Origin of the sequence: Clostridium tertium (assembly GCF_902652255.1) — a bacterium.
Lineage (GTDB): Bacteria > Bacillota > Clostridia > Clostridiales > Clostridiaceae > Clostridium > Clostridium tertium_A.
In genome coordinates this window covers 227,672-246,621 of record NZ_CACRTO010000013.1, presented here as the reverse complement: position 1 = coordinate 246,621, position 18,950 = coordinate 227,672, and the positions used below count along the sequence as shown (strand labels likewise).

Genomic DNA, 18,950 nt, shown 5'->3' with positions numbered 1-18,950 from the left:
TCCTCTTTATTAAAATTGATTTAGGAATCTCATATCACTTTCGTATAATAATCTGATATCATCTATTCCATATTTAAGCATAACCATTCTGTCTACACCGAAACCAAAAGCAAATCCACTATATACTTCTGGATCAATACCACAATTTCTTAAAACTTGAGGATGAACCATACCACAGCCTAAAAGTTCAATCCAACCGCTTCCTTTACATACTTTACATCCTTTACCTTCACAAACAAAGCAAGTAGCATCCATTTCAGCTGAAGGTTCAGTAAATGGGAAGTGATGTGGTCTAAACTTAGTTTTAACCTTATCTCCAAACATTTTCTTCGCAAATAATTCTAAAGTCCCCTTAAGATCTGCAAAAGTTACTCCTTTATCTATAACTAACCCTTCCATTTGATAGAATATAGGTGAGTGAGTTGCATCTACTGCATCTGATCTATAAACCTTTCCAGGTCCTATCATCTTAATAGGAGGAGCTTGATTTTCCATAACTCTAATTTGCACTGGAGAAGTTTGAGTTCTTAATACTAAGTTATCATTTATATAAAAAGTATCTTGTTCACTTCTTGCTGGATGATTTTTAGGTATATTTAAGGCTTCAAAGTTATAATAATCTAATTCTACTTCTGGTCCTTCTTCTACAGTGAATCCCATAGAAATAAATATATCCTTCATGCTTTCTAAAGTTAAATCAAGAGGATGTCTCTTACCTACTATATTCTTATTACCTGGCATAGAAATATCTATAACTTCTGAAGCTAGCTTTTCATTTTTTTCCTTCTCTTTTATTGATAATGCAATTTCTTCAATTCTTTCTTCAACTTGACTTTTAACTTCATTAACAAGCTTTCCTACTATAGGTCTTTCTTCTTTAGATAGACCTCCCATACTTCTTAAAATAGTAGTTAATTCACCTTTTTTTCCTAAATATTTTACTCTGATTTCATCTAGCTTTGCACTATTGTTAGCATTTGTTAATTCATTAAATGCATTTTCTTTAATAGAATTTAGCTTTTCTTGCATATTTCTTCCTCCTTTTTAATAATATATATGTTTCAATAATTAATCTACATTTTAAGTGTCTATATTATTTGACGTGAAAAATAATTAAAAGTGTAAATTACATTAATTGAAAGCTTATATATCTTTTAATTTTTATATAAGTTGATTCTATATTTACTTAACTGAAGGTTTTTATATGAACTAACTTAATAAAATATAAAAACTTTATTGCAACTTATATACAAACTCATTGGCTGTTTTGTGCGACAGCACCATTTTTTTATGATACATATTTTATTCCATAGGTTAAATCTATAACTTTATAAAAAATATAAGTTATCTATAAATGATTTAATAATATAATTCCCTATAAAATAAAAAAACTCCGTCCCCCTACAAAGGGACGAAGTACCGCGTTACCACCCTAATTGATTATATACATAATCCAATCTTAATTTAAATAACGGTAATACCGCTAGAAACTACTATAATTTCACTTCTAGGACTCCTGAGGGAACTTCAATATAAATTTCTATAAAACAGCTTCCAGTCTATGGCTATTTCTCCCTGAAAAGTCCTTTATATCTACTTTCTCATTCACAGTCTTTATTTATTCAATTTACAATTAATTATACAAATAAAATTAATTAATTTCAATATATAAGTTGTAATAAAGTTTACTTTTAATTAAATTATACATATTATTAACTAATATTCAAGTAATAATCCAATTTAAAAGTCACATTACTCAAGTAATAGCTATTAAAAATTTAAAATTAAGAATGAAAAATGAAAAATTAAGGAAAAACTCATTTATGAGTTTTAAAAAGTTATTTTTTCAAAAACTCCGAAGGAGTTTTATCATCAATTCTTCATTCTTAATTATTCATTCTTCATTTGCTAGTAACTCCTTGTCTTACTTTCTCAAATAAGATAATTGAAGCTGCTATAGCGACATTTAAAGATTCTGCATCACCAGGCATTGGTATTTTAACCTTTTTATCTGCTAAATCAAATAACTCATCACTAATTCCATTTCCCTCATTGCCTACAGCTAAAATAACCTTTCCCTTAAGATCTTCTTCAAAGAAATTCTTTGACTCTTTAAGAGAAGTAGTTATTAAAGAAAAGCCATCTTCTTTTAACTTTTTAATAAAGGTAAAATCATTATCTTCATAAATAATAGGAATATAGAAAATTGAACCCATAGTTGATCTTATAGTTTTATCATTATATATATCAACTGTCCCCTTAGTTAGTATTATTCCATTAACTCCTGCTGCGTGAGCAGTTCTAATAATAGTCCCTAAGTTTCCAGGGTCTTGAACTCTATCACATATTAAATAGAAATCACCAATTTCATCTTTATTATTATTTATCTTATTTACAACAGCAATAATGCCTTGTGGATTTTCTGTAGACGCTATTTGCGAAAATAAGTTGTCATTTAAAATAATAATACTATCTATAAGATTACCATTAAATTCTCCAACTAATTTGCCTTCATAACTCTTGGAAATAAAAATATTTTTTATTTCCATATTTGCTTTTATGGCTTCATTAACTAGTCTTAATCCTTCTAAGATAAATAATCCTTCTTTATCTCTAAATTTTCTTTCTTTAAGCTTTTTAACATACTTAAATAAATTATTATCCTTACTTTCAATATAAATCAATGTTTCCACCTCATTAATTTGATTTAGCTATCATTCCCTCTAATCTACTTAAGTCTTCAGCTGATCCAATAGCAACTATAATATCATTTTTCTCAATTATATCATCAGCTGCTGGAGATAAATTAACATCATCACCTTTTTTTATAGCCATAACGTTTATTCCATACTTACTTCTAAGTCTAAGCTCACTCAATGTCTTTCCAGCCCATTCATCTAATGATTGTATTTCCATAACGCTATAATCTTCTGATAATTCTATATAATCTAGGATATTAGCTGACACTAAATTATGAGCTACTCTAACTCCCATATCTTTTTCAGGAAGTATAACTCTATCCGCTCCAATTTTTTGTAAAACCTTAGCATGTAAATCACTTTGACCTTTAGCAATTATATATTTTACACCAAGCTCTTTAACTAATAATGTTGCCATAACACTTGATTGAATATTATCACCAATTGTAACAACAGCTACATCAAAGTTTCTAATGCCTAATGATCTTAATGCATTTTCATCTGTTGCATCTAATTGAACTGCATGTGTAACACTATCAGCAATATCCTGAACAACATCTTCATCATTATCTATAGCCAATACATCATTACCTAATGAATATAATGTTTTTGCTATTGAAGAACCAAACCTTCCAAGTCCTATAATTACAAATTGTTTATTAGACATATTATTCATCTCCTACCCAATTAATATTTTTCCTTCTGGATACTTATATCCAGATTTCTTTCTCTTTCTAGTTAAAGCTAACATTACCGTTAAAGGACCTACTCTTCCCAAGTACATCATTATCATTATTAATACTTTACCTATTGAACTCAAATTAGGAGTAAGTCCTAATGTTAAACCAACAGTTCCTAGCGCTGATGATGATTCATATAGTAAGTCTATAAAACTAGCTCCTGCCTCTGTATAAGATAAAATCATTGTTACACCAATAACCAATGATAAACCAATAAATACTATTGTGAAAGATTTATACACTATTTCTTTACTAAATCTTCTACCAAAACCTTCTGTATCTTCTCTTCCTCTTATAACAGATAAAACAGTTAAAAATAGGATACCACAAGTAACAGTTTTTAAACCGCCAGCAGTTGAACCAGGAGAGCCACCTATAATCATAAGTATTATAGTTAAGAACTTACTAGCCATGGTCATATCAGTTGTTGCAACACTATTAAACCCTGCAGTTCTTGGAGATACTGATGCAAAGAATGAATTTAAAACCTTATCTTTAATATTCATACTTCCAATTGTAGATGCATTATTTAGTTCAAATAAAAACATCAATAAAGTTCCACCTACTATTAAAATTAAGGTAGTAAGTATTACTATCTTTGAATGAAGAGATAATTTTTTTATTCCCTTAAATTCATATATTTCTAAAAGCACAGTAAAGCCAAGCCCACCAATAATTATTAACGCACTAATAACTAGTATTACAACAGTATTACTTGAATATCCCATTAGACTTGTTCCAAATAAATCAAAGCCAGCATTACAAAAGGCTGAAATTGAATGGAAAATACTATAAAATATTCCAGTACTTATTCCATACTCAGGAACAAATTGAGTAGACAATAATAAAGCTCCAAAAAATTGAACAGAAACAGTAAATATTAGTACATATTTAACCATTTTAACTAAACCTTGAATAGAATATGTATTCATAGCTTCTTGCATTACTAATCTCTCTCTTAAAGTAATTTTCTTCCCAAGAATAAGAGAAATTAATACTGCAAAAGACATGAATCCTAAACCACCAATTTCTATCAATGTCATAATTACAGTTTGACCAAAAGTACTCCAATGGGTGCTCGTATCTAAAGTTACTAATCCTGTTACACATACTGCTGATGTAGACGTAAATAGTGAATCCAATAAATTAGTTGATTCACCACTACTTGAGGAAATTGGTAGAGATAATAATATAGCTCCAATAATTATTGCTATTAGAAAACCTAACGCTAATATTTGAACTCCATTTAACTTAAATTTATTTTTAAACCCATATTGCATTTCTTCACCTCTACATAGAGAAAAACTCTTTACTCTTACTAATTATTATACACCACTACACACTTATTTATTTACATAAATCTACAAAAAATGCGACCAAAAGGTCGCCGTAGATTATTTGTTTAATTGAGTTTTTGCAACTTCTACTAAATCTGCAAATGCCTTAGGATCATTTATAGCTATTTCAGATAACATCTTTCTGTTCATATCTATTCCAGCTAATTTGATTCCATTTATGAATTTTGAATAAGATAATCCATTCATTCTTGTAGCAGCATTTATTCTTGCTATCCAAAGTCTTCTGAAATCTCTCTTCTTTAATCTTCTTCCAACATATGCATTTCTTAAAGCTCTTATTACTGATTCATTAGCAGTTTTGAATAATCTGCTCTTTCCACCATAGTAACCTTTTGCAAGCTTTAATACTTTTTTATGATTTTTACGTGAATTTACTGCTCTTTTAACTCTTGCCATGTTTCAAACCTCCTATAAATATGGTAATAATTTCTTCATTGCTTTTTCTTGAGTAGTTGAAACATAAGCAGCTTTTCTTAAGTTTCTCTTTCTCTTTGAACTTTTCTTAGTTAATATATGACTCTTAAAAGCCTTAGCTCTTTTTAATTTTCCAGTTCCAGTCTTTTTAAATCTTTTTGCTGCACCTCTGTGGGTTTTCATTTTTGGCATGATAAAATCCTCCTCTCAAATTAGCCTTTACAATCAACTTTGAAAAAAAAGTTAATAAAAACAAAAAAGACAGCATTATGCCGTCTCAAATATCCATTTTAATTTAAATATTAATAAATTAAAACAAGAATATATTACCTTACTAAGCTATGCCGTAAGGTGAGAAACGGCTGTGTTCCTTCTTAACAATTGTTATTATATTATTTAGCAAAATACTTGTCAATATAATTTTAAAATTTAACTTGTTTTTCTACGCATATTGTACATCCATTACAGAAAATAACTTTATTTTCAAATACACTTTCAATGGTTTCCATAAATTCTTTATTGGCACAATTATTTTTCCCATGAATTATAAGTTTTTTAGGAGCATTAGTTATAAGTCCGCTAATAATTATGTCTTCAATTTTTGCATCATTGTCTATTTTGCATTCAATTAATTCTTTCATAAATTCTTTAAATATATTTTTCTTATCTTTATCAAATATAAAATATTGTCCTTCATTATCAATAACTATATTAATTAAGTCAATCTTACTTTCCTGTATATCAACAAAATACTTTAATAGCTTAATGAACTCTTTATATTCTTTTTCAACCATATACCCTTCTATTACCTTATCTATTATTTCTTCAATATCAGTCCTTAATTCCTTCATTCTAAATCTTATAAAACCATTAACATTGATCTCATCATTTTCTTCTAAACATTCCTTAATTTTTTCAGTAATATTGTTAATTCTGTTCATACAATATATAACATATTCTACTTTTAATATATCATCGCCTAATAATACCTTCATAATTTCTTCTTCTACTTCTATTATTTCTTCTTGTTTTAAAAAAAAGTAATTCTCTGTTAGATAAACTAACATTTCTTTTAGCCTATATTGTTCTAATACCACTTTATATAAAACATTGCTAATATATAAATCAATAATTTCTTTAACTCTTTGATTATAACTATTATCATCACATAATATCTTAATTATATGATTATCTAATTCCACACTTTCCACTATCCCTATATTAATATTCTTCTTTTTAAGAATAGTTTTTAACTCCTGAATTTCACCAACGAAGTCCAAGTCACTACTGTATACAAGCTTTAACACAAGCATGGATTCCACTCCCTTCATAATAATAGTATGTATAAAAACAAAAACTATATTCAAAATTTATATTTCATCAATCGACAAAGCAAATTCTTTAATTTATAATAAAAAATAAAACTCTTTGGAGGTAATATGATTTGCTTTGTAGACTATAGAATTTCTAACACAGAAGAAAAATCTTTAAAATATTTAGGTGCAAATATTATAAAAGTTCCTCCTTGTGATAATTTATATGAGGCAATCAAGGGACATGTAGATATTCAATTAAATATAATTAATAAAAAGAAAAAAGAAATAATAATACATAAAGGTATTAGTAATACCTTTAAAAATGAACTAATAAAAAACAACATTAATTTCATAGAAAGTGAAAAGTCTTTAGGCCTAAAATATCCTAATAATATTTTTTTAAACGCTTTAGTCTTAGAAAATTATTTTATTCATAATTTAAAATATAGTGATGAAATTCTTTTAAAGACTCAAAGTAATAAAATATCAATTAATGTTAATCAAGGATATACAAAATGTTCTTCATTAGTTGTAAATGAAAAATCTATAATAACTAACGATACTGGAATTTATAATTCTTTACTTAAATATGATTTTGACATATTGTTGATCCCCCCAGGAGATATTGTATTAGAAGGATTCGAATATGGATTCATAGGTGGTACAGGTGGATTAATTGACTCTTCCACCATGGCATTCTTTGGATCATTAGAAAATTATAAATACGGAAAAGAAGTTGAAAATTTTCTAAAGAAGCACAATGTAAATCCAATTAATTTGAGTAATGGTAAACTTTATGATAGAGGTAGCTTATTCACTCTCTAATCTATATATAATACGTAATCCCTAAGAAAAAGTTGCAATTTGATTTATATTAATTAAGCTGCTGAAAAGTCAATTTTCAGCAGCTTTTAATACAATATCCTTAGCATCACCGATCATATTTCTTATACTAGGAAATTCACATTTTTTATACTTTTCTAATTTCTCTAATATTACATAAACATCATTAAAAGTTTCTTCTTTATTTTTAATCCCTTCAAATCCCCTTCCAAGCTTATCACATATAAATAATAAGAAAATATCATGAAACTTTTCATTATTTATTAAGCCTTCTATATTGGAAAATGGTAGGTCTTTCAATATATATATATGATGCATATGATATCTTACAATTATAGATATATCCTTAGCATTATTATCATCCACATACTTACTTAAAATATTATATGTTATTTTTTCTCCTTCGCTATCATGATTATAAGACCTATATCTACCTTTTATAAATTTTGTAGTAGTAATCTTACCTATATCATGAAATAACGCTGCCCACATAAAATCTTCTTTATCATTAGAAAGTCCCTTAAGAAGCCCAGCATAATCAACTACCATTTTTGTATGATTAAATACATTTCCTTCAGGATGAAATTTTTTATCTTGTGGTATTTTCTTAAGATTTTCTATAATATTAAAATCACTTACTTTAAATTTATCATTTTTAAACAGCTCTTCAATTTCTATTGATGGTTTATCACTATTTAATAATATATTTCTTAATTCTTTAAATATAAACATAACTTGCCCTCCTAATAATATTAGTTTCTTTAAATTAAATTTTATTATACAGTATCATTTTTTAGTATTAATAATATAATACATTATGGCACTATAGCCAAGCGGTAAGGCAAAGGTCTGCAAAACCTCTATGCCCCAGTTCGAATCTGGGTGGTGCCTCCATATAAACCTAGTAATATCAATCATTTTTTAGATTTACTAGGTTTTTTTATTTTTCTTTAATTTATAAATTTGGCAACTCTCAGTGTCAAGTCCTCTATTACAACAGCTCAGTCAAATATATTTTTGCTTTATCTACAATAAAAAAACATAATTTCACGTTTATTTTATATTACTCTGGATAAAATACTATTATAAATTTTAACTTCTATGGAGGAAATATGAGAATACCAGAACATGTTGGAATAATTCCTGACGGTAATAGACGTTGGGCTTTATCAAATAATTTAACAAAAGATAAAGGATATGAATATGGGATAAACCCCGGCCTAGAATTATTTAAACTTTGTCAGAAGGAGAATATAAAAGAAATAACCTTCTATGGTTTTACTGTAGATAACACAAAACGTCCTTCTGAGCAAAAGCTTGCATTTATCAAAGCTTGCATTGATTCTGTCATGCTATTAACAAAAGAGGATTGTGAAATATTAGTAATTGGGAATACCGAATCAAAAAATTTCCCAAAAGAGTTACTTTTATTTACTACTAGACAAAAGTTTGGAGCTGGTGGTATTAAAGTAAACTTCTTAATTCATTATGGTTGGGAGTGGGATTTGAATTTATTAAAAAAATCTCATTCATCTAAAAAGCAAATTTTACCTTATATACATTCGGAGGATATTTCTAGAATTGACCTTATTATAAGATGGGGAGGTAGAAGAAGGCTTAGTGGCTTTTTGCCAGTTCAGTCTGTTTACTCTGATTTCTATGTAATAGACTCTTATTGGCCTGATTTCACTTCTAAAGATTTCTATACTGCTTTAGAGTGGTATAATGACCAAGATGTGACTCTTGGCGGCTAAATAAACTAATTTTATGAAAATATAATTATTTAATCTCTTTTGCATAGTGTAAAATGGCCTGTGTACGCTTCAAAAGATACTGTGATAAATTATTATAATAAAAGAGTAATAATCTATTTTACATACTCAATAGAATATTACTCTATTTTTAAACAGTCCTATAATATTTCTCTACAACTTCTCTCGTAAAGCCATAATCAATTATCGTTGGTCTTCCATCAATTATCCCCCAACTACTCGTTCTACTTAAATCACTGGATAATAAATTATATTTATATTGAATCTTCTGAAATTCTCTTAATCTAAATAGTTCTTCATAGCTTCGAACTTTAAAATAATCAAATATATCCCTTAAATCTCTTATCTTATATGCTTTCCTCATTATTAAGGTATCGAAACTTTCTGAAACTTGTATAACTTCTGCAAATAAATTAGAAGAATCTATTGATGAGATTCTATATTCACTCTTATTTTGTGCAATTCCAGCTCTATTTTTTGCAACTTTTATAACATATCCATTTCCTAAATCAAATACATTTCGTGATGAACCAGAGCCAATATATCTATAGTTCCATTGTCTCATATTGAACATAATTTATCACTCATTTCTATCTTTTGTTTAAAATAATCTAAATATAGATGTAAAAGAATATTCTATATTTTATTTTATTCCCTCTATAATAAATTAGTTCATAATTCTTAACGCTTTTTTCATCTCTCTTTTTGTATTTTCTAAAACTTCCTCTTTATCACCTCTAAAAAGTAACAGTATATTGCTTATTCATGATAGAGAAGAAATCAGATGCAAAAATTTTCTCTTGGAAATCTCCTGTTTTCTTCAGTGCTTTTTGTAAAAAAAACTCAAGCCAAGCTTGAGTTTTAGAAATTTATTATTTTATTTTCTTGCATTTTCTAGTAATTGACCTATTTCTTCATTAGTGAAATTATATGCTGCATTACAGAAATTACATTTTATTTCTTCTTCTTTTCCATCTTTGTAGATTTCCTCAAGTTCTTTTTCTCCAATTGAAATTAAAACTGATTCTACTTTTTCTCTTGTGCAGTTACATCTAAATTCTGGAGTTATTTCTTCTAATATATTTAAATCCATTCCTTCAAATATATATTCTAAAACCTTATCTATACTTCCATGCTCTAATAACATCTCAGTAATTGAAGGAATCTCTTCAAGTCTGTATGTAAGTAAATCAGAAAGTAATTCATCTGCATCAGGTAACATTTGAATTATAAATCCACCTGAAGCTTTTATACTATAATCTGTATCAACTAATACTCCCAATGCTACAGCTGATGGAGTTTGTTCAGAAACTGTATAGTAATATGCTAAATCTTCTGCTATTTCTCCTGAATATATTGGCACTTGACCAACATATGGATCTTTCATACCTAAATCTTTAATTACTGTAAACTCTCCATTTTTACCTACATATCCACCAACATCTAACTTATTTCTACTATTTAAAGGTAAGTTCCCATGTGGATTACCTATAAATCCTTTTACTATACCGCCTTCATAAGCTGTAACAGTAACACCTTTAGCTTCTCCGCCGCCATTAATTTTTAATGTTACTACTTCTTTTTCAGATTTTAAAGTACTTCCTATTAAAGAACCTGCAGTAAGCATTCTTCCTAATGTAGCTGCTGCTAAAGGAGTACATTCATGTACACTAATTCCTGTATTAACTAAATTTGTAGTTTCTCCTGCTATTATTCTGATCATTCCATCTTTTGCAGTTGCTTTTATAATCTTATCCATTCTAATCCTCCATTTTATTGCTTTTAACTATGTATACTATTCTTTCAGTTTCATCACAAACTTTATTTGATGAATACCCATCATACTTACCTATTATTTCAAACCCTACATTCTTTAGATTTTTTTCAATAAAATCTTCTGTATAAGCTCTTTCTAAATGCTCTTCTTCAAACCTCTCATATAACTCTCCTTTTTTCACAAAAAAGGTTAAGTACATAGATAAAAGATCATCTTCAAAAACATTTTCCCAAGAATAAAATACGTCATCTTCGTTATATGTGTAAATATTATTCCCTAGAATATTTGATAGTTTATAATATGAATTAACATCAAAAATAAAAATCCCATCATCCTTTAAATGTTCTTTTACATTTTTTAAATAGCTTATAAATTTATCATCCTCAATTATATAATTTGAAGAATCTAAAACCGATGTAATTAAATCAAACTTTCTATTTAAACATAGTTCACTCATATCTTGGCATACTATTTTACATCTTATCTTTTCTTTTTTAAACTTCTCAAAAGCTTCTTGAAGCATATCTTCTGATAAATCCACTGCAAAAACTTCCTTAAAGTTTTTGGCTAGTCTTATTGTAATGTTACCTGTACCACATGCAATATCTAAATAATTTTCAAAACTTATTCCTTCTTCTTTGCATACGTCTAGTATTTTTGAACACATTTCTTCGTAATCAATATCTTCATATATTAACTCATCGTATATTTTAGCAAAATCTCCATAAGCCAAAGGTATTCCCCCCATCATTTTAGAGTTTTCTAAAACTATATTAATGGTAAATTTTATTTTAGTCAATTAAATACAAGAAAAACTATTAATAATATCTATTTTCTCCCTAAGATTTCATCATTAGTAGGTATTTTAAGCATTCTTTTTCTTTTAGTCATTATGCCACCAATCCTACCAGTCTCTTCTGCTGTTAATCCTCCCCATCCATATTCATCTACCTTTTCTTTTAAACCTAATTCATCAGCAATTTCATATTTTATTTTTTCTCTTAAAACTTCTGCTTCTGATAATTCTTTATTGGATTTTATCTTAGATTTTATTATTTTTTTTAATGGTGTCTTGCTCATATAAATACCCCCTAAAAATTTAATATTTATATTTTCTCCAAAACTCATCTTAATATTCAGAAGTATTTTTCTATCACTTTATAGGATAAATTTTTATATATTGTAATAAAGTATTGAATTTTTCGAATTATTTAACTATAGTATTAGTAAGTATATTTTTTATTACTAAATTAAAAAGGGGGACAAAATTATGTACAATGTTGCTATAGTTGGGGCTACAGGTAACGTAGGCAGAAAATTTTTAGAAATATTAGAAGAAAGGAATTTTCCTGTAGGAAATTTATATCTTTTTGCTTCAAAAAGATCTGCAGGTTCAAAATTAAATTTTAAAGGTAAAGAAATAATTATTGAAGAGACAGTTGAAGAAAATATTAAAAATAAAAAAATTGATTTTGCTTTATTTTCAGCTGGTGGTGATGTAAGTTTAAAATTTTCACCAATATTTGCATCTTACGGAGCAACAGTAATCGATAACTCCAGTGCTTTTAGAATGGATAAAAATGTTCCATTAGTTGTTCCAGAAGTTAATCCTGAAGATATTAAGTGGCATAAAGGTATAATTGCAAATCCAAATTGCTCTACAATTCAAGCCATGGTACCTTTAAAGGCATTATTAACTAAGTATGGAATTAAGAGAATCGTATACTCTACTTATCAAGCGGTATCTGGTGCAGGGAAACAAGGAATTGATGATTTAGTTGAAGGCAATAAAGGTGCTGAACCTAAGAAATTCCCTTATCCTATTGCAGGTAACTGCTTACCTCACATCGACGTATTCTTAGATAATGGGTATACTAAGGAAGAAATTAAAATGATTGAGGAAACTAAAAAGATTCTTCATAATGATGATTTAAAAATCACAGCAACTACAGTTAGAGTTCCTGTGTTAAATGGTCATAGTGAAAGTATTAATGTAGAACTTGAAAATTCATATGAATTAGAAGATATATTTAAATTATTTAATGAGACTAAAGGAATCACTGTATATGATGATTTAAAAGAATTAAAATACCCTACTGCTTTAATGGCAAGTGGCAAAGATGATATCTTTGTAGGCCGTATTAGAAGAGATTTTAGTATTGATAACGGCTTAAACTTATGGGTAGTAGCAGATAATATTAGAAAGGGAGCTGCTTTAAACGCAATCCAAATAGCTGAACTATTAACAGGGAGTGATGATTAATGTCAATTTTTAAAGGGTCAGCAGTCGCAATAATTACACCATTTAAAGATAACAAAGTAAATTACGAAAAATTAGAAGAATTAATAGAATGGCACATTGAGCAAAAAACAGATGCCATAGTTATCTGCGGAACTACTGGAGAAGCAAGTACTATGTCTAAAGAAGAAATAGAAGAAACTATTAAATTTACAGTTGATAAAGTTAATAAGAGAATTCCTGTAATCGCTGGTACTGGTACTAACAATACTAAGTCTTCTATAGAAATGAGTAAGTATGCTGAAGCTGTTGGCGTTGATGCATTATTAGTTATTACACCATATTATAATAAAACTAATAATAAAGGCTTAATTAAGCATTTTGAAGCTATTAATAATGAAGTTAATATACCTATTATTCTATACAATGTTCCTGGAAGAACTGGGGTTAATATAACTCCTTGTTTATTAAATGAATTATCTAAACTGGACAAGGTTGTTGCAATTAAAGAAGCTAGTGGAAATATTACTCAGGTAGCTGAAATGAAAGCTTTATGTGGTGACAAAATAGATATTTATTCTGGAAATGATGATCAAGTAATTCCAATAATGTCTCTTGGTGGACAAGGTGTAATTTCTGTTCTTTCAAATATAGCTCCTAAAGCTGTTCATGATATGGCAGATAATTTCTTACACGGTAATATAAAAGAAGCTCAAAAATTACAAATAGAGTATTTAGATTTAATAAAGAAATTATTTATTGAAACTAATCCCATTCCTGTTAAAACAGCCTTAAACCTTATGGGTAAAGAAGTTGGAGAACTCAGATTACCATTATATGAAATGGATGATAATAATCTTGAATCATTAAAGGAATCATTATATAAATATAATTTAATTGAGGAGTAAGATATGGTTAAAGTATTATTAAATGGATGTTGCGGAAAAATGGGACGATTTGTCGTTGAAGCCGCAAATAACTTTCCTTATATCACTATAGTCGGTGGTATAGACAAATTCAAATGTAATGATTTTAACTTTGATATTTTTGAAAGCCCTTCTCTAGTTAATATAGATTATGATGTATTAATAGATTTTTCTAGACCTGAAGCCATATATGACTTGCTAGATTTATCATTAAAGAGTAAGAAGCCAATAATTATATGCTCTACTGGTTTTTCAGAAGAACAATTAGATTTTATAAATGAACAAAGTAAGATTATTCCAATTTTTAAATCAGCTAATATGTCATTAGGAATTAATTTAATTAATTCTCTATTGAAAAAGATAGTTCCAGTATTATATGGTAATTATGATATTGAGATTATAGAAAAACATCACAACCAAAAAGTTGATTCACCAAGTGGTACTGCTTTACTACTTGCGGATACTATAAAAGATAATATTAATGAAGAAACTAAATATATCTATGGTAGAAGCGGAGAATCAAAACGAGAAAAGAATGAAATTGGTATCCATGCTATAAGAGGTGGAACTATTGTAGGTGAACATGATGTAATCTTCGCAGGTGCATCTGAAGTAATTGAATTATCCCACTCTGCTACTTCTAGAGAAGTTTTTGCTGTTGGAGCCTTAAAGGCTGCTGAATATATGAAAAACGTAACTGAAGCAGGAATTTATGACATGATTGACGTACTTGGAATATAGTAGCTGTAATATAGAAGTTACAATATTGCAACTTCTATATTAATGAAAAATTAAGAATTAAAAATGAAAAATTGAGGATGTAATTCCTTCGGAATTACTAATTAAAACATTTTTATTTAAAAACTCCGAAAGGAGTTTTTTTCATTAATTCTTCATTCTTCATTTTTCATTTTTAATTACAAATGTGCCTTATATTTTTTCTTATTTTGTTTAAACTATATTGAGAGCATTTTATAAGGAGGAATATTTTATGGCAAAGGATAGTCAAGTAGATAATAAAAAAGCTAGAATGGAGAAATGTAATTATCAAACTCCTTTAACAGAAGAAGGTCACAATCATAATCCTAACGCAAAACATAAATCAGTTAAAAGAGAAGGCTTTTCAAGTCAACATATAAATAAAGCTGGAAATTAAAAAAAGAAGAGTCGAAAGACTCTTCTAATTTTTTATATTATTTTTCAATGTAAGCTTTATCGAAGAATACATGTCCTAAAGTAGAAACTCTAACACCCTTAACTTCTGGCTTAGCAGCTTTAACTTTAGTGTAGTAGTATAATGGGATTATTGGCATATCTTCCATTAATATATCTTCTGCTTGTCTCATTAATTCCCATCTCTTAGCTTGATCACCTTCAGCTTTAGCTTGGTTAACTAATGCATCATATTCAGGATTTGAATATCCAGCATCATTATTACCACCGCCAGTTAACCATAAATCTAAGAATGTCATTGGGTCAACATAGTCTCCAGACCAACCATGTCTAGCAATTTCATATTGTCCTTCTTGTCTAGTATTTAAGAATACCTTCCATTCTTGGTTAACTAACTCTACATTAACACCAATTTTAGCCCAGTCTTGTTGTATAGCTTGAGCTACTAACTTATGATCTCCTTCAGTATTATACATGAATTCTAATGTAGGAAGTCCTTCTCCATTTGGATAACCAGCTTCAGCTAATAACTTCTTAGCTTCTTCTACATTAGCTTTATTTGCATCATAGTATTCCTTATCTGCAAAATCCTTACCTTCTTCATTTAAAATTCCCTTTGGTACATAACTATATGCTGGTACTTGTCCAGATTTAGTAACATTTTCAACTATAGCTTTTCTATCTATTGAAATAGCTAATGCTTTTCTAACCTTAGGATCATTTAATGCTTTCTTAACATCTTCAGGTAAAGTAGATTGCTTACCTACATTAAGTACTAGCATATAAGTAGCAAGATTTGGATAAATAGTAACTAAACCTTCTTCTTGTCCAGCAGCTATTTCAGCTGGTGGTACAGTATCAACCATATCAAAATCTCCAGCCTTTAATGAAGCATAAGCTGTATTTTGATCAGTAACTAATTTGAAAACAACACCTGGTAATTTAATTTCCTTAGCATTCCAGTATTCTTCGTTCTTTTCGAATACTAATTGATCTTTAATATCCCATTGAACTAACTTGAATGGTCCATTAGAAACATAAGTTGCTGGATCAAGAGCCCATCCTTCTGGATCAGCAGAAACTATATCTTCTCTTAATGGCATATAAGTTGTAAATGCAGTAAGTTCCTTAAAGTAAGCTGTAGGAGCTTCTAAAGTAACTTCTAAAGTATAATCATCTATAACTTTGATTCCAAGTTCATCTCTTGTAGCTTTACCTTCATTGAACTTTTGACCATTTTTAATATAGAATAATTGATAAGCATATTCTGCTGCAGTTTCTTTATCTAATGCTCTTACCCAAGAGTATTCAAAGTCTTTTGCAGTAACACCTTGTCCATCTGACCACTTAGCATCTTCTCTTAAGTGGAAAGTATATACTAATCCATCTGCAGATTCATCAACGCTTTCAGCAACACCAGGTACTGCCTTTTCGTTTTCATCTAATCTCATTAATCCTTCGAAAGCATTATCAATAATTGAACCAGCTCCTGAAGAAGTGTTTAATGTAGGATCTATTGTTTCTGGGTCTTCTCCTAAGTTGTAGATTAAAGCATCAGAATTACTACTTCCGCATCCAGCGAAAACAGACATTCCAAGTGCAAGTGTTAGTGCAACTGCACAAATTTTTCTAAGCTTATTGCTTTTCATTGTTTTTCCCCCTTAATTTATTATTTATAAAAATCGCTTATGCAATAATTACCATTATTTGAATAAATGACATGATACAAAGTGTCCAGGTTCTACTTCTTTAAGTTCTGGATCTACTTCACCACAAATAGGCATAGCATGTTTACATCTACCTTTAAATCTACATCCAGCTGGCGGATCTATAGGTGAAGGAATATCTCCTTCTAATACTATTCTCTTATTAGATTTAGCTATTTCAGGATCCGGTATTGGTACAGCTGATAATAAAGCTTGAGTATATGGATGCTTTGGTTTTAAATAAACATCATCTGCTGGTCCTTTTTCTACCATTTTTCCTAAATACATAACTCCAATATGAGTAGAAATATGCTTAACCATTGATAAATCGTGGGCTATAAAAAGATAAGTTAACCCAAACTCTTCTTGTAACTCTTCAAGCATATTAATAACTTGAGCTTGAATAGATACATCTAATGCTGATATAGGTTCATCACATACTATAAAATCAGGTTGTACTGCAAGAGCTCTTGCAATACCTATTCTTTGTCTTTGTCCACCTGAGAACTCATGTGCATATCTATTAATATGACTTCCATTTAATCCAACCCTATCTAAAAGATATCTAATTCTCTCAATTCTTTCTTCACCCTTATATAAACCATGGATATCAATAGCTTCTCCTATAATATCACCAACAGTCATTCTAGGGTTTAAAGAAGCATATGGATCTTGGAATATCATTTGCATATTCTTTCTTAAAGAAACCATCTTCTTTTCACTAAATTTAGTTATATTTTCACCATTAAAAATAATATCACCTGAAGTTGGTTCATATAACTTTAAAATAGTTCTACCAGTAGTAGTTTTACCACAACCTGATTCTCCAACTAATCCTAAAGTTTCCCCTCTTCTAATTGTAAAAGATACATCATCAACTGCTTTTACAAAGCTCTTTTTAGCAAACATACCTTTATTTACAGGGAAGTACTTACAAAGATTTTTTACTTCTAATATTATATCTTTTTCTTTTTCCATTAATCTTCCCTCCTTATTGGTGACTCTACCTTTGGTGCATTTTCATGACATAACCAACATGCAGCTCTATGACCTTCTGAAATTTCAAATAAAGGTGGTTGTTTTTGTAAACAAATCTTCATTGCATATTCACATCTTGCTGCAAATGGACATCCAACTGGTGGTTTTAATAAATCTGGTGGTTGTCCTTCAATTGGCGTTAATTTTTCTTTTACTTCACTCTTTGGATTTGGAACACTATTTAATAGCCCCCAAGTATATGGATGCTTTCCATTATAGAATATATCCTTATCTGAACCTTCTTCTACAACTATACCTCCATACATAACATTAATTCTTGTACAAAGGTCAGCAACTACTCCTAAATCATGAGTAATTAATATAATAGATGTATTAATCTTATCTTTTAAATCTTTCATTAAGTCTAAAATTTGCGCTTGAATTGTAACATCTAATGCTGTTGTAGGCTCATCTGCAATAATAAGCTTTGGTTCACATATTAAACTCATTGCTATCATAACTCTTTGTCTCATACCACCTGAAAATTCATGTGGAAATTGCTTAAGTCTACTTTCCGGACTAGGAATACCTACCATATCAAGCATTTTTATTGCTAATTCATTAGCTTCTTTTTTAGATATTTTTTTATGTTTAATTAAATGTTCTGTTAATTGATCTCCAACTGTAAATAAAGGATTTAGAGAAGTCATAGGATCTTGGAAAATCATTGCCATTTCATTTCCTCTAATTTCTTGCATTTCCTTTTCTGTTGGATTACTAATATCTTGCCCATTAAATATAATTGCATCAGAATCTATAATTGCATTATCTGCTAATAATCTCATAATTGACATCATAGTTACAGACTTACCACAACCTGATTCCCCAACTATACCTAAAGCTTCTCCTTTATCAAGATGAAAAGATACACCTCTTACAGCTTGTACATCACCTATATGTGTTCTAAAGGAGGTTTTTAAATTCTTAACTTCTAATAATTTACTCATTT

General features: G+C 28.7%; 20 protein-coding genes, 1 tRNA gene and 1 other annotated feature. Of the genes, 6 read left to right on the top strand and 15 right to left on the bottom strand.

The features are described from left to right. Nucleotides 1-9 precede the first annotated feature (9 nt). The 7 genes from pheS to ytxC all read right to left on the bottom strand — a co-directional run bounded on the left by pheS (nt 10) and on the right by ytxC (nt 6,524). Nucleotides 10-1,029: a phenylalanine--tRNA ligase subunit alpha gene (gene pheS / locus GPX08_RS06135; protein WP_156625955.1), complete on the bottom strand. Its 1,020-nt coding sequence runs from the start codon at nt 1,027-1,029 to the stop codon at nt 10-12. 375 nt (nt 1,030-1,404) lie between these two features. After that, nucleotides 1,405-1,618: a binding site (T-box leader), on the bottom strand. A 283-nt stretch (nt 1,619-1,901) separates the two neighbouring features. Further along, complete coding sequence (locus tag GPX08_RS06130; RefSeq protein WP_156625954.1) at nt 1,902-2,684, bottom strand: RNA methyltransferase; 783 nt, start codon at nt 2,682-2,684, stop codon at nt 1,902-1,904. A gap of 13 nt (nt 2,685-2,697) precedes the next feature. Further along, nucleotides 2,698-3,366 carry a TrkA family potassium uptake protein gene (locus GPX08_RS06125; RefSeq protein WP_156625953.1) on the bottom strand — a complete coding sequence of 223 codons (669 nt, stop codon included), beginning with the start codon at nt 3,364-3,366 and terminating at the stop codon, nt 2,698-2,700. A 12-nt stretch (nt 3,367-3,378) separates the two neighbouring features. Beyond that, a complete protein-coding gene (locus GPX08_RS06120) occupies nt 3,379-4,719 on the bottom strand; it encodes a Trk family potassium uptake protein (RefSeq protein ID WP_156625952.1) in 1,341 nt (446 codons plus the stop codon). A gap of 114 nt (nt 4,720-4,833) precedes the next feature. Then, on the bottom strand, nt 4,834-5,193 hold the full coding sequence (gene rplT, locus GPX08_RS06115) for a 50S ribosomal protein L20 (protein WP_136005557.1): 360 nt from the start codon (nt 5,191-5,193) through the stop codon (nt 4,834-4,836). Nucleotides 5,194-5,205: 12 nt separating this feature from the next. Beyond that, nucleotides 5,206-5,403 carry a 50S ribosomal protein L35 gene (gene rpmI, locus GPX08_RS06110; protein WP_016206790.1) on the bottom strand — a complete coding sequence of 66 codons (198 nt, stop codon included), beginning with the start codon at nt 5,401-5,403 and terminating at the stop codon, nt 5,206-5,208. A 230-nt stretch (nt 5,404-5,633) separates the two neighbouring features. Then, entirely contained in the window at nt 5,634-6,524 is an 891-nt protein-coding gene (gene ytxC / locus GPX08_RS06105) for a putative sporulation protein YtxC (RefSeq protein WP_156625951.1), read from the bottom strand. A gap of 126 nt (nt 6,525-6,650) precedes the next feature. On the opposite strand from ytxC, the gene GPX08_RS06100 reads away from it, so the two are divergent. Further along, entirely contained in the window at nt 6,651-7,352 is a 702-nt protein-coding gene (locus GPX08_RS06100; protein ID WP_156625950.1) for a hypothetical protein, read from the top strand. A gap of 69 nt (nt 7,353-7,421) precedes the next feature. Here GPX08_RS06100 and GPX08_RS06095 read toward each other — a convergent pair whose 3' ends face one another. Continuing rightward, nucleotides 7,422-8,102 carry an HD domain-containing protein gene (locus tag GPX08_RS06095; RefSeq protein WP_156625949.1) on the bottom strand — a complete coding sequence of 227 codons (681 nt, stop codon included), beginning with the start codon at nt 8,100-8,102 and terminating at the stop codon, nt 7,422-7,424. An 87-nt stretch (nt 8,103-8,189) separates the two neighbouring features. Between GPX08_RS06095 and GPX08_RS06090 the strand changes: the two genes are divergently transcribed. Both GPX08_RS06090 and GPX08_RS06085 read left to right on the top strand, forming a co-directional pair. Beyond that, nucleotides 8,190-8,264: transfer RNA gene (locus tag GPX08_RS06090), tRNA-Cys, on the top strand. Between the two features lie 218 nt (nt 8,265-8,482). After that, nucleotides 8,483-9,124 carry a dihydroorotate dehydrogenase gene (locus GPX08_RS06085; protein ID WP_156625948.1) on the top strand — a complete coding sequence of 214 codons (642 nt, stop codon included), beginning with the start codon at nt 8,483-8,485 and terminating at the stop codon, nt 9,122-9,124. 148 nt (nt 9,125-9,272) lie between these two features. On the opposite strand, the gene GPX08_RS06080 is transcribed toward GPX08_RS06085, so the two are convergent. From GPX08_RS06080 to GPX08_RS06065, 4 genes are all read right to left on the bottom strand, one after another. Next, the gene (locus GPX08_RS06080; RefSeq protein ID WP_156625947.1) at nt 9,273-9,716 is read right to left on the bottom strand and encodes a hypothetical protein; all 444 of its coding nucleotides are present in this window, start codon (nt 9,714-9,716) and stop codon (nt 9,273-9,275) included. Between the two features lie 303 nt (nt 9,717-10,019). Continuing rightward, complete coding sequence (locus tag GPX08_RS06075) at nt 10,020-10,901, bottom strand: Hsp33 family molecular chaperone HslO (protein ID WP_156625946.1); 882 nt, start codon at nt 10,899-10,901, stop codon at nt 10,020-10,022. A 1-nt stretch (nt 10,902) separates the two neighbouring features. Then, nucleotides 10,903-11,652: a methyltransferase domain-containing protein gene (locus tag GPX08_RS06070; protein ID WP_156625945.1), complete on the bottom strand. Its 750-nt coding sequence runs from the start codon at nt 11,650-11,652 to the stop codon at nt 10,903-10,905. A 95-nt stretch (nt 11,653-11,747) separates the two neighbouring features. Further along, a complete protein-coding gene (locus GPX08_RS06065) occupies nt 11,748-11,999 on the bottom strand; it encodes an alpha/beta-type small acid-soluble spore protein (RefSeq protein WP_136005568.1) in 252 nt (83 codons plus the stop codon). Between the two features lie 190 nt (nt 12,000-12,189). Between GPX08_RS06065 and GPX08_RS06060 the strand changes: the two genes are divergently transcribed. From GPX08_RS06060 to GPX08_RS06050, 3 genes are read left to right on the top strand one after another with little or no spacing between them, the layout of a single operon-like run. Further along, nucleotides 12,190-13,182, top strand: coding sequence for an aspartate-semialdehyde dehydrogenase (locus GPX08_RS06060; RefSeq protein ID WP_156625944.1), 993 nt, complete (start codon nt 12,190-12,192; stop codon nt 13,180-13,182). Continuing rightward, nucleotides 13,182-14,066 carry a 4-hydroxy-tetrahydrodipicolinate synthase gene (locus tag GPX08_RS06055; RefSeq protein WP_156625943.1) on the top strand — a complete coding sequence of 295 codons (885 nt, stop codon included), beginning with the start codon at nt 13,182-13,184 and terminating at the stop codon, nt 14,064-14,066. The genes GPX08_RS06060 and GPX08_RS06055 overlap by 1 nt, the downstream gene beginning before the upstream one ends. A gap of 3 nt (nt 14,067-14,069) precedes the next feature. Beyond that, complete coding sequence (locus GPX08_RS06050; protein WP_156625942.1) at nt 14,070-14,825, top strand: 4-hydroxy-tetrahydrodipicolinate reductase; 756 nt, start codon at nt 14,070-14,072, stop codon at nt 14,823-14,825. 452 nt (nt 14,826-15,277) lie between these two features. Here GPX08_RS06050 and GPX08_RS06045 read toward each other — a convergent pair whose 3' ends face one another. The 3 genes from GPX08_RS06045 to GPX08_RS06035 are packed head-to-tail and all read right to left on the bottom strand — an operon-like array spanning nt 15,278 to nt 18,948. After that, nucleotides 15,278-16,906 carry a peptide ABC transporter substrate-binding protein gene (locus GPX08_RS06045; protein WP_156625941.1) on the bottom strand — a complete coding sequence of 543 codons (1,629 nt, stop codon included), beginning with the start codon at nt 16,904-16,906 and terminating at the stop codon, nt 15,278-15,280. A gap of 54 nt (nt 16,907-16,960) precedes the next feature. Next, on the bottom strand, nt 16,961-17,941 hold the full coding sequence (locus GPX08_RS06040; protein ID WP_156625940.1) for a dipeptide ABC transporter ATP-binding protein: 981 nt from the start codon (nt 17,939-17,941) through the stop codon (nt 16,961-16,963). Beyond that, nucleotides 17,941-18,948: an ATP-binding cassette domain-containing protein gene (locus GPX08_RS06035; RefSeq protein ID WP_156625939.1), complete on the bottom strand. Its 1,008-nt coding sequence runs from the start codon at nt 18,946-18,948 to the stop codon at nt 17,941-17,943. The genes GPX08_RS06040 and GPX08_RS06035 overlap by 1 nt, the downstream gene beginning before the upstream one ends. Nucleotides 18,949-18,950: the final 2 nt, after the last annotated feature.

What these genes read in the sequence shown, in the direction of transcription:
- pheS (WP_156625955.1), bottom strand. Translation starts at nt 1,029, where the DNA reads ATGCAAGAAAAGCTAAATTCTATTAAAGAAAATGCATTTAATGAATTA.
- GPX08_RS06125 (WP_156625953.1), bottom strand. Translation starts at nt 3,366, where the DNA reads ATGTCTAATAAACAATTTGTAATTATAGGACTTGGAAGGTTTGGTTCT.
- GPX08_RS06120 (WP_156625952.1), bottom strand. Translation starts at nt 4,719, where the DNA reads ATGCAATATGGGTTTAAAAATAAATTTAAGTTAAATGGAGTTCAAATA.
- rplT (WP_136005557.1), bottom strand. Translation starts at nt 5,193, where the DNA reads ATGGCAAGAGTTAAAAGAGCAGTAAATTCACGTAAAAATCATAAAAAA.
- rpmI (WP_016206790.1), bottom strand. Translation starts at nt 5,403, where the DNA reads ATGCCAAAAATGAAAACCCACAGAGGTGCAGCAAAAAGATTTAAAAAG.
- ytxC (WP_156625951.1), bottom strand. Translation starts at nt 6,524, where the DNA reads ATGCTTGTGTTAAAGCTTGTATACAGTAGTGACTTGGACTTCGTTGGT.
- GPX08_RS06100 (WP_156625950.1), top strand. Translation starts at nt 6,651, where the DNA reads ATGATTTGCTTTGTAGACTATAGAATTTCTAACACAGAAGAAAAATCT.
- GPX08_RS06095 (WP_156625949.1), bottom strand. Translation starts at nt 8,102, where the DNA reads ATGTTTATATTTAAAGAATTAAGAAATATATTATTAAATAGTGATAAA.
- GPX08_RS06085 (WP_156625948.1), top strand. Translation starts at nt 8,483, where the DNA reads ATGAGAATACCAGAACATGTTGGAATAATTCCTGACGGTAATAGACGT.
- GPX08_RS06080 (WP_156625947.1), bottom strand. Translation starts at nt 9,716, where the DNA reads ATGTTCAATATGAGACAATGGAACTATAGATATATTGGCTCTGGTTCA.
- GPX08_RS06075 (WP_156625946.1), bottom strand. Translation starts at nt 10,901, where the DNA reads ATGGATAAGATTATAAAAGCAACTGCAAAAGATGGAATGATCAGAATA.
- GPX08_RS06065 (WP_136005568.1), bottom strand. Translation starts at nt 11,999, where the DNA reads ATGAGCAAGACACCATTAAAAAAAATAATAAAATCTAAGATAAAATCC.
- GPX08_RS06060 (WP_156625944.1), top strand. Translation starts at nt 12,190, where the DNA reads ATGTACAATGTTGCTATAGTTGGGGCTACAGGTAACGTAGGCAGAAAA.
- GPX08_RS06055 (WP_156625943.1), top strand. Translation starts at nt 13,182, where the DNA reads ATGTCAATTTTTAAAGGGTCAGCAGTCGCAATAATTACACCATTTAAA.
- GPX08_RS06050 (WP_156625942.1), top strand. Translation starts at nt 14,070, where the DNA reads ATGGTTAAAGTATTATTAAATGGATGTTGCGGAAAAATGGGACGATTT.
- GPX08_RS06045 (WP_156625941.1), bottom strand. Translation starts at nt 16,906, where the DNA reads ATGAAAAGCAATAAGCTTAGAAAAATTTGTGCAGTTGCACTAACACTT.
- GPX08_RS06040 (WP_156625940.1), bottom strand. Translation starts at nt 17,941, where the DNA reads ATGGAAAAAGAAAAAGATATAATATTAGAAGTAAAAAATCTTTGTAAG.
- GPX08_RS06035 (WP_156625939.1), bottom strand. Translation starts at nt 18,948, where the DNA reads ATGAGTAAATTATTAGAAGTTAAGAATTTAAAAACCTCCTTTAGAACA.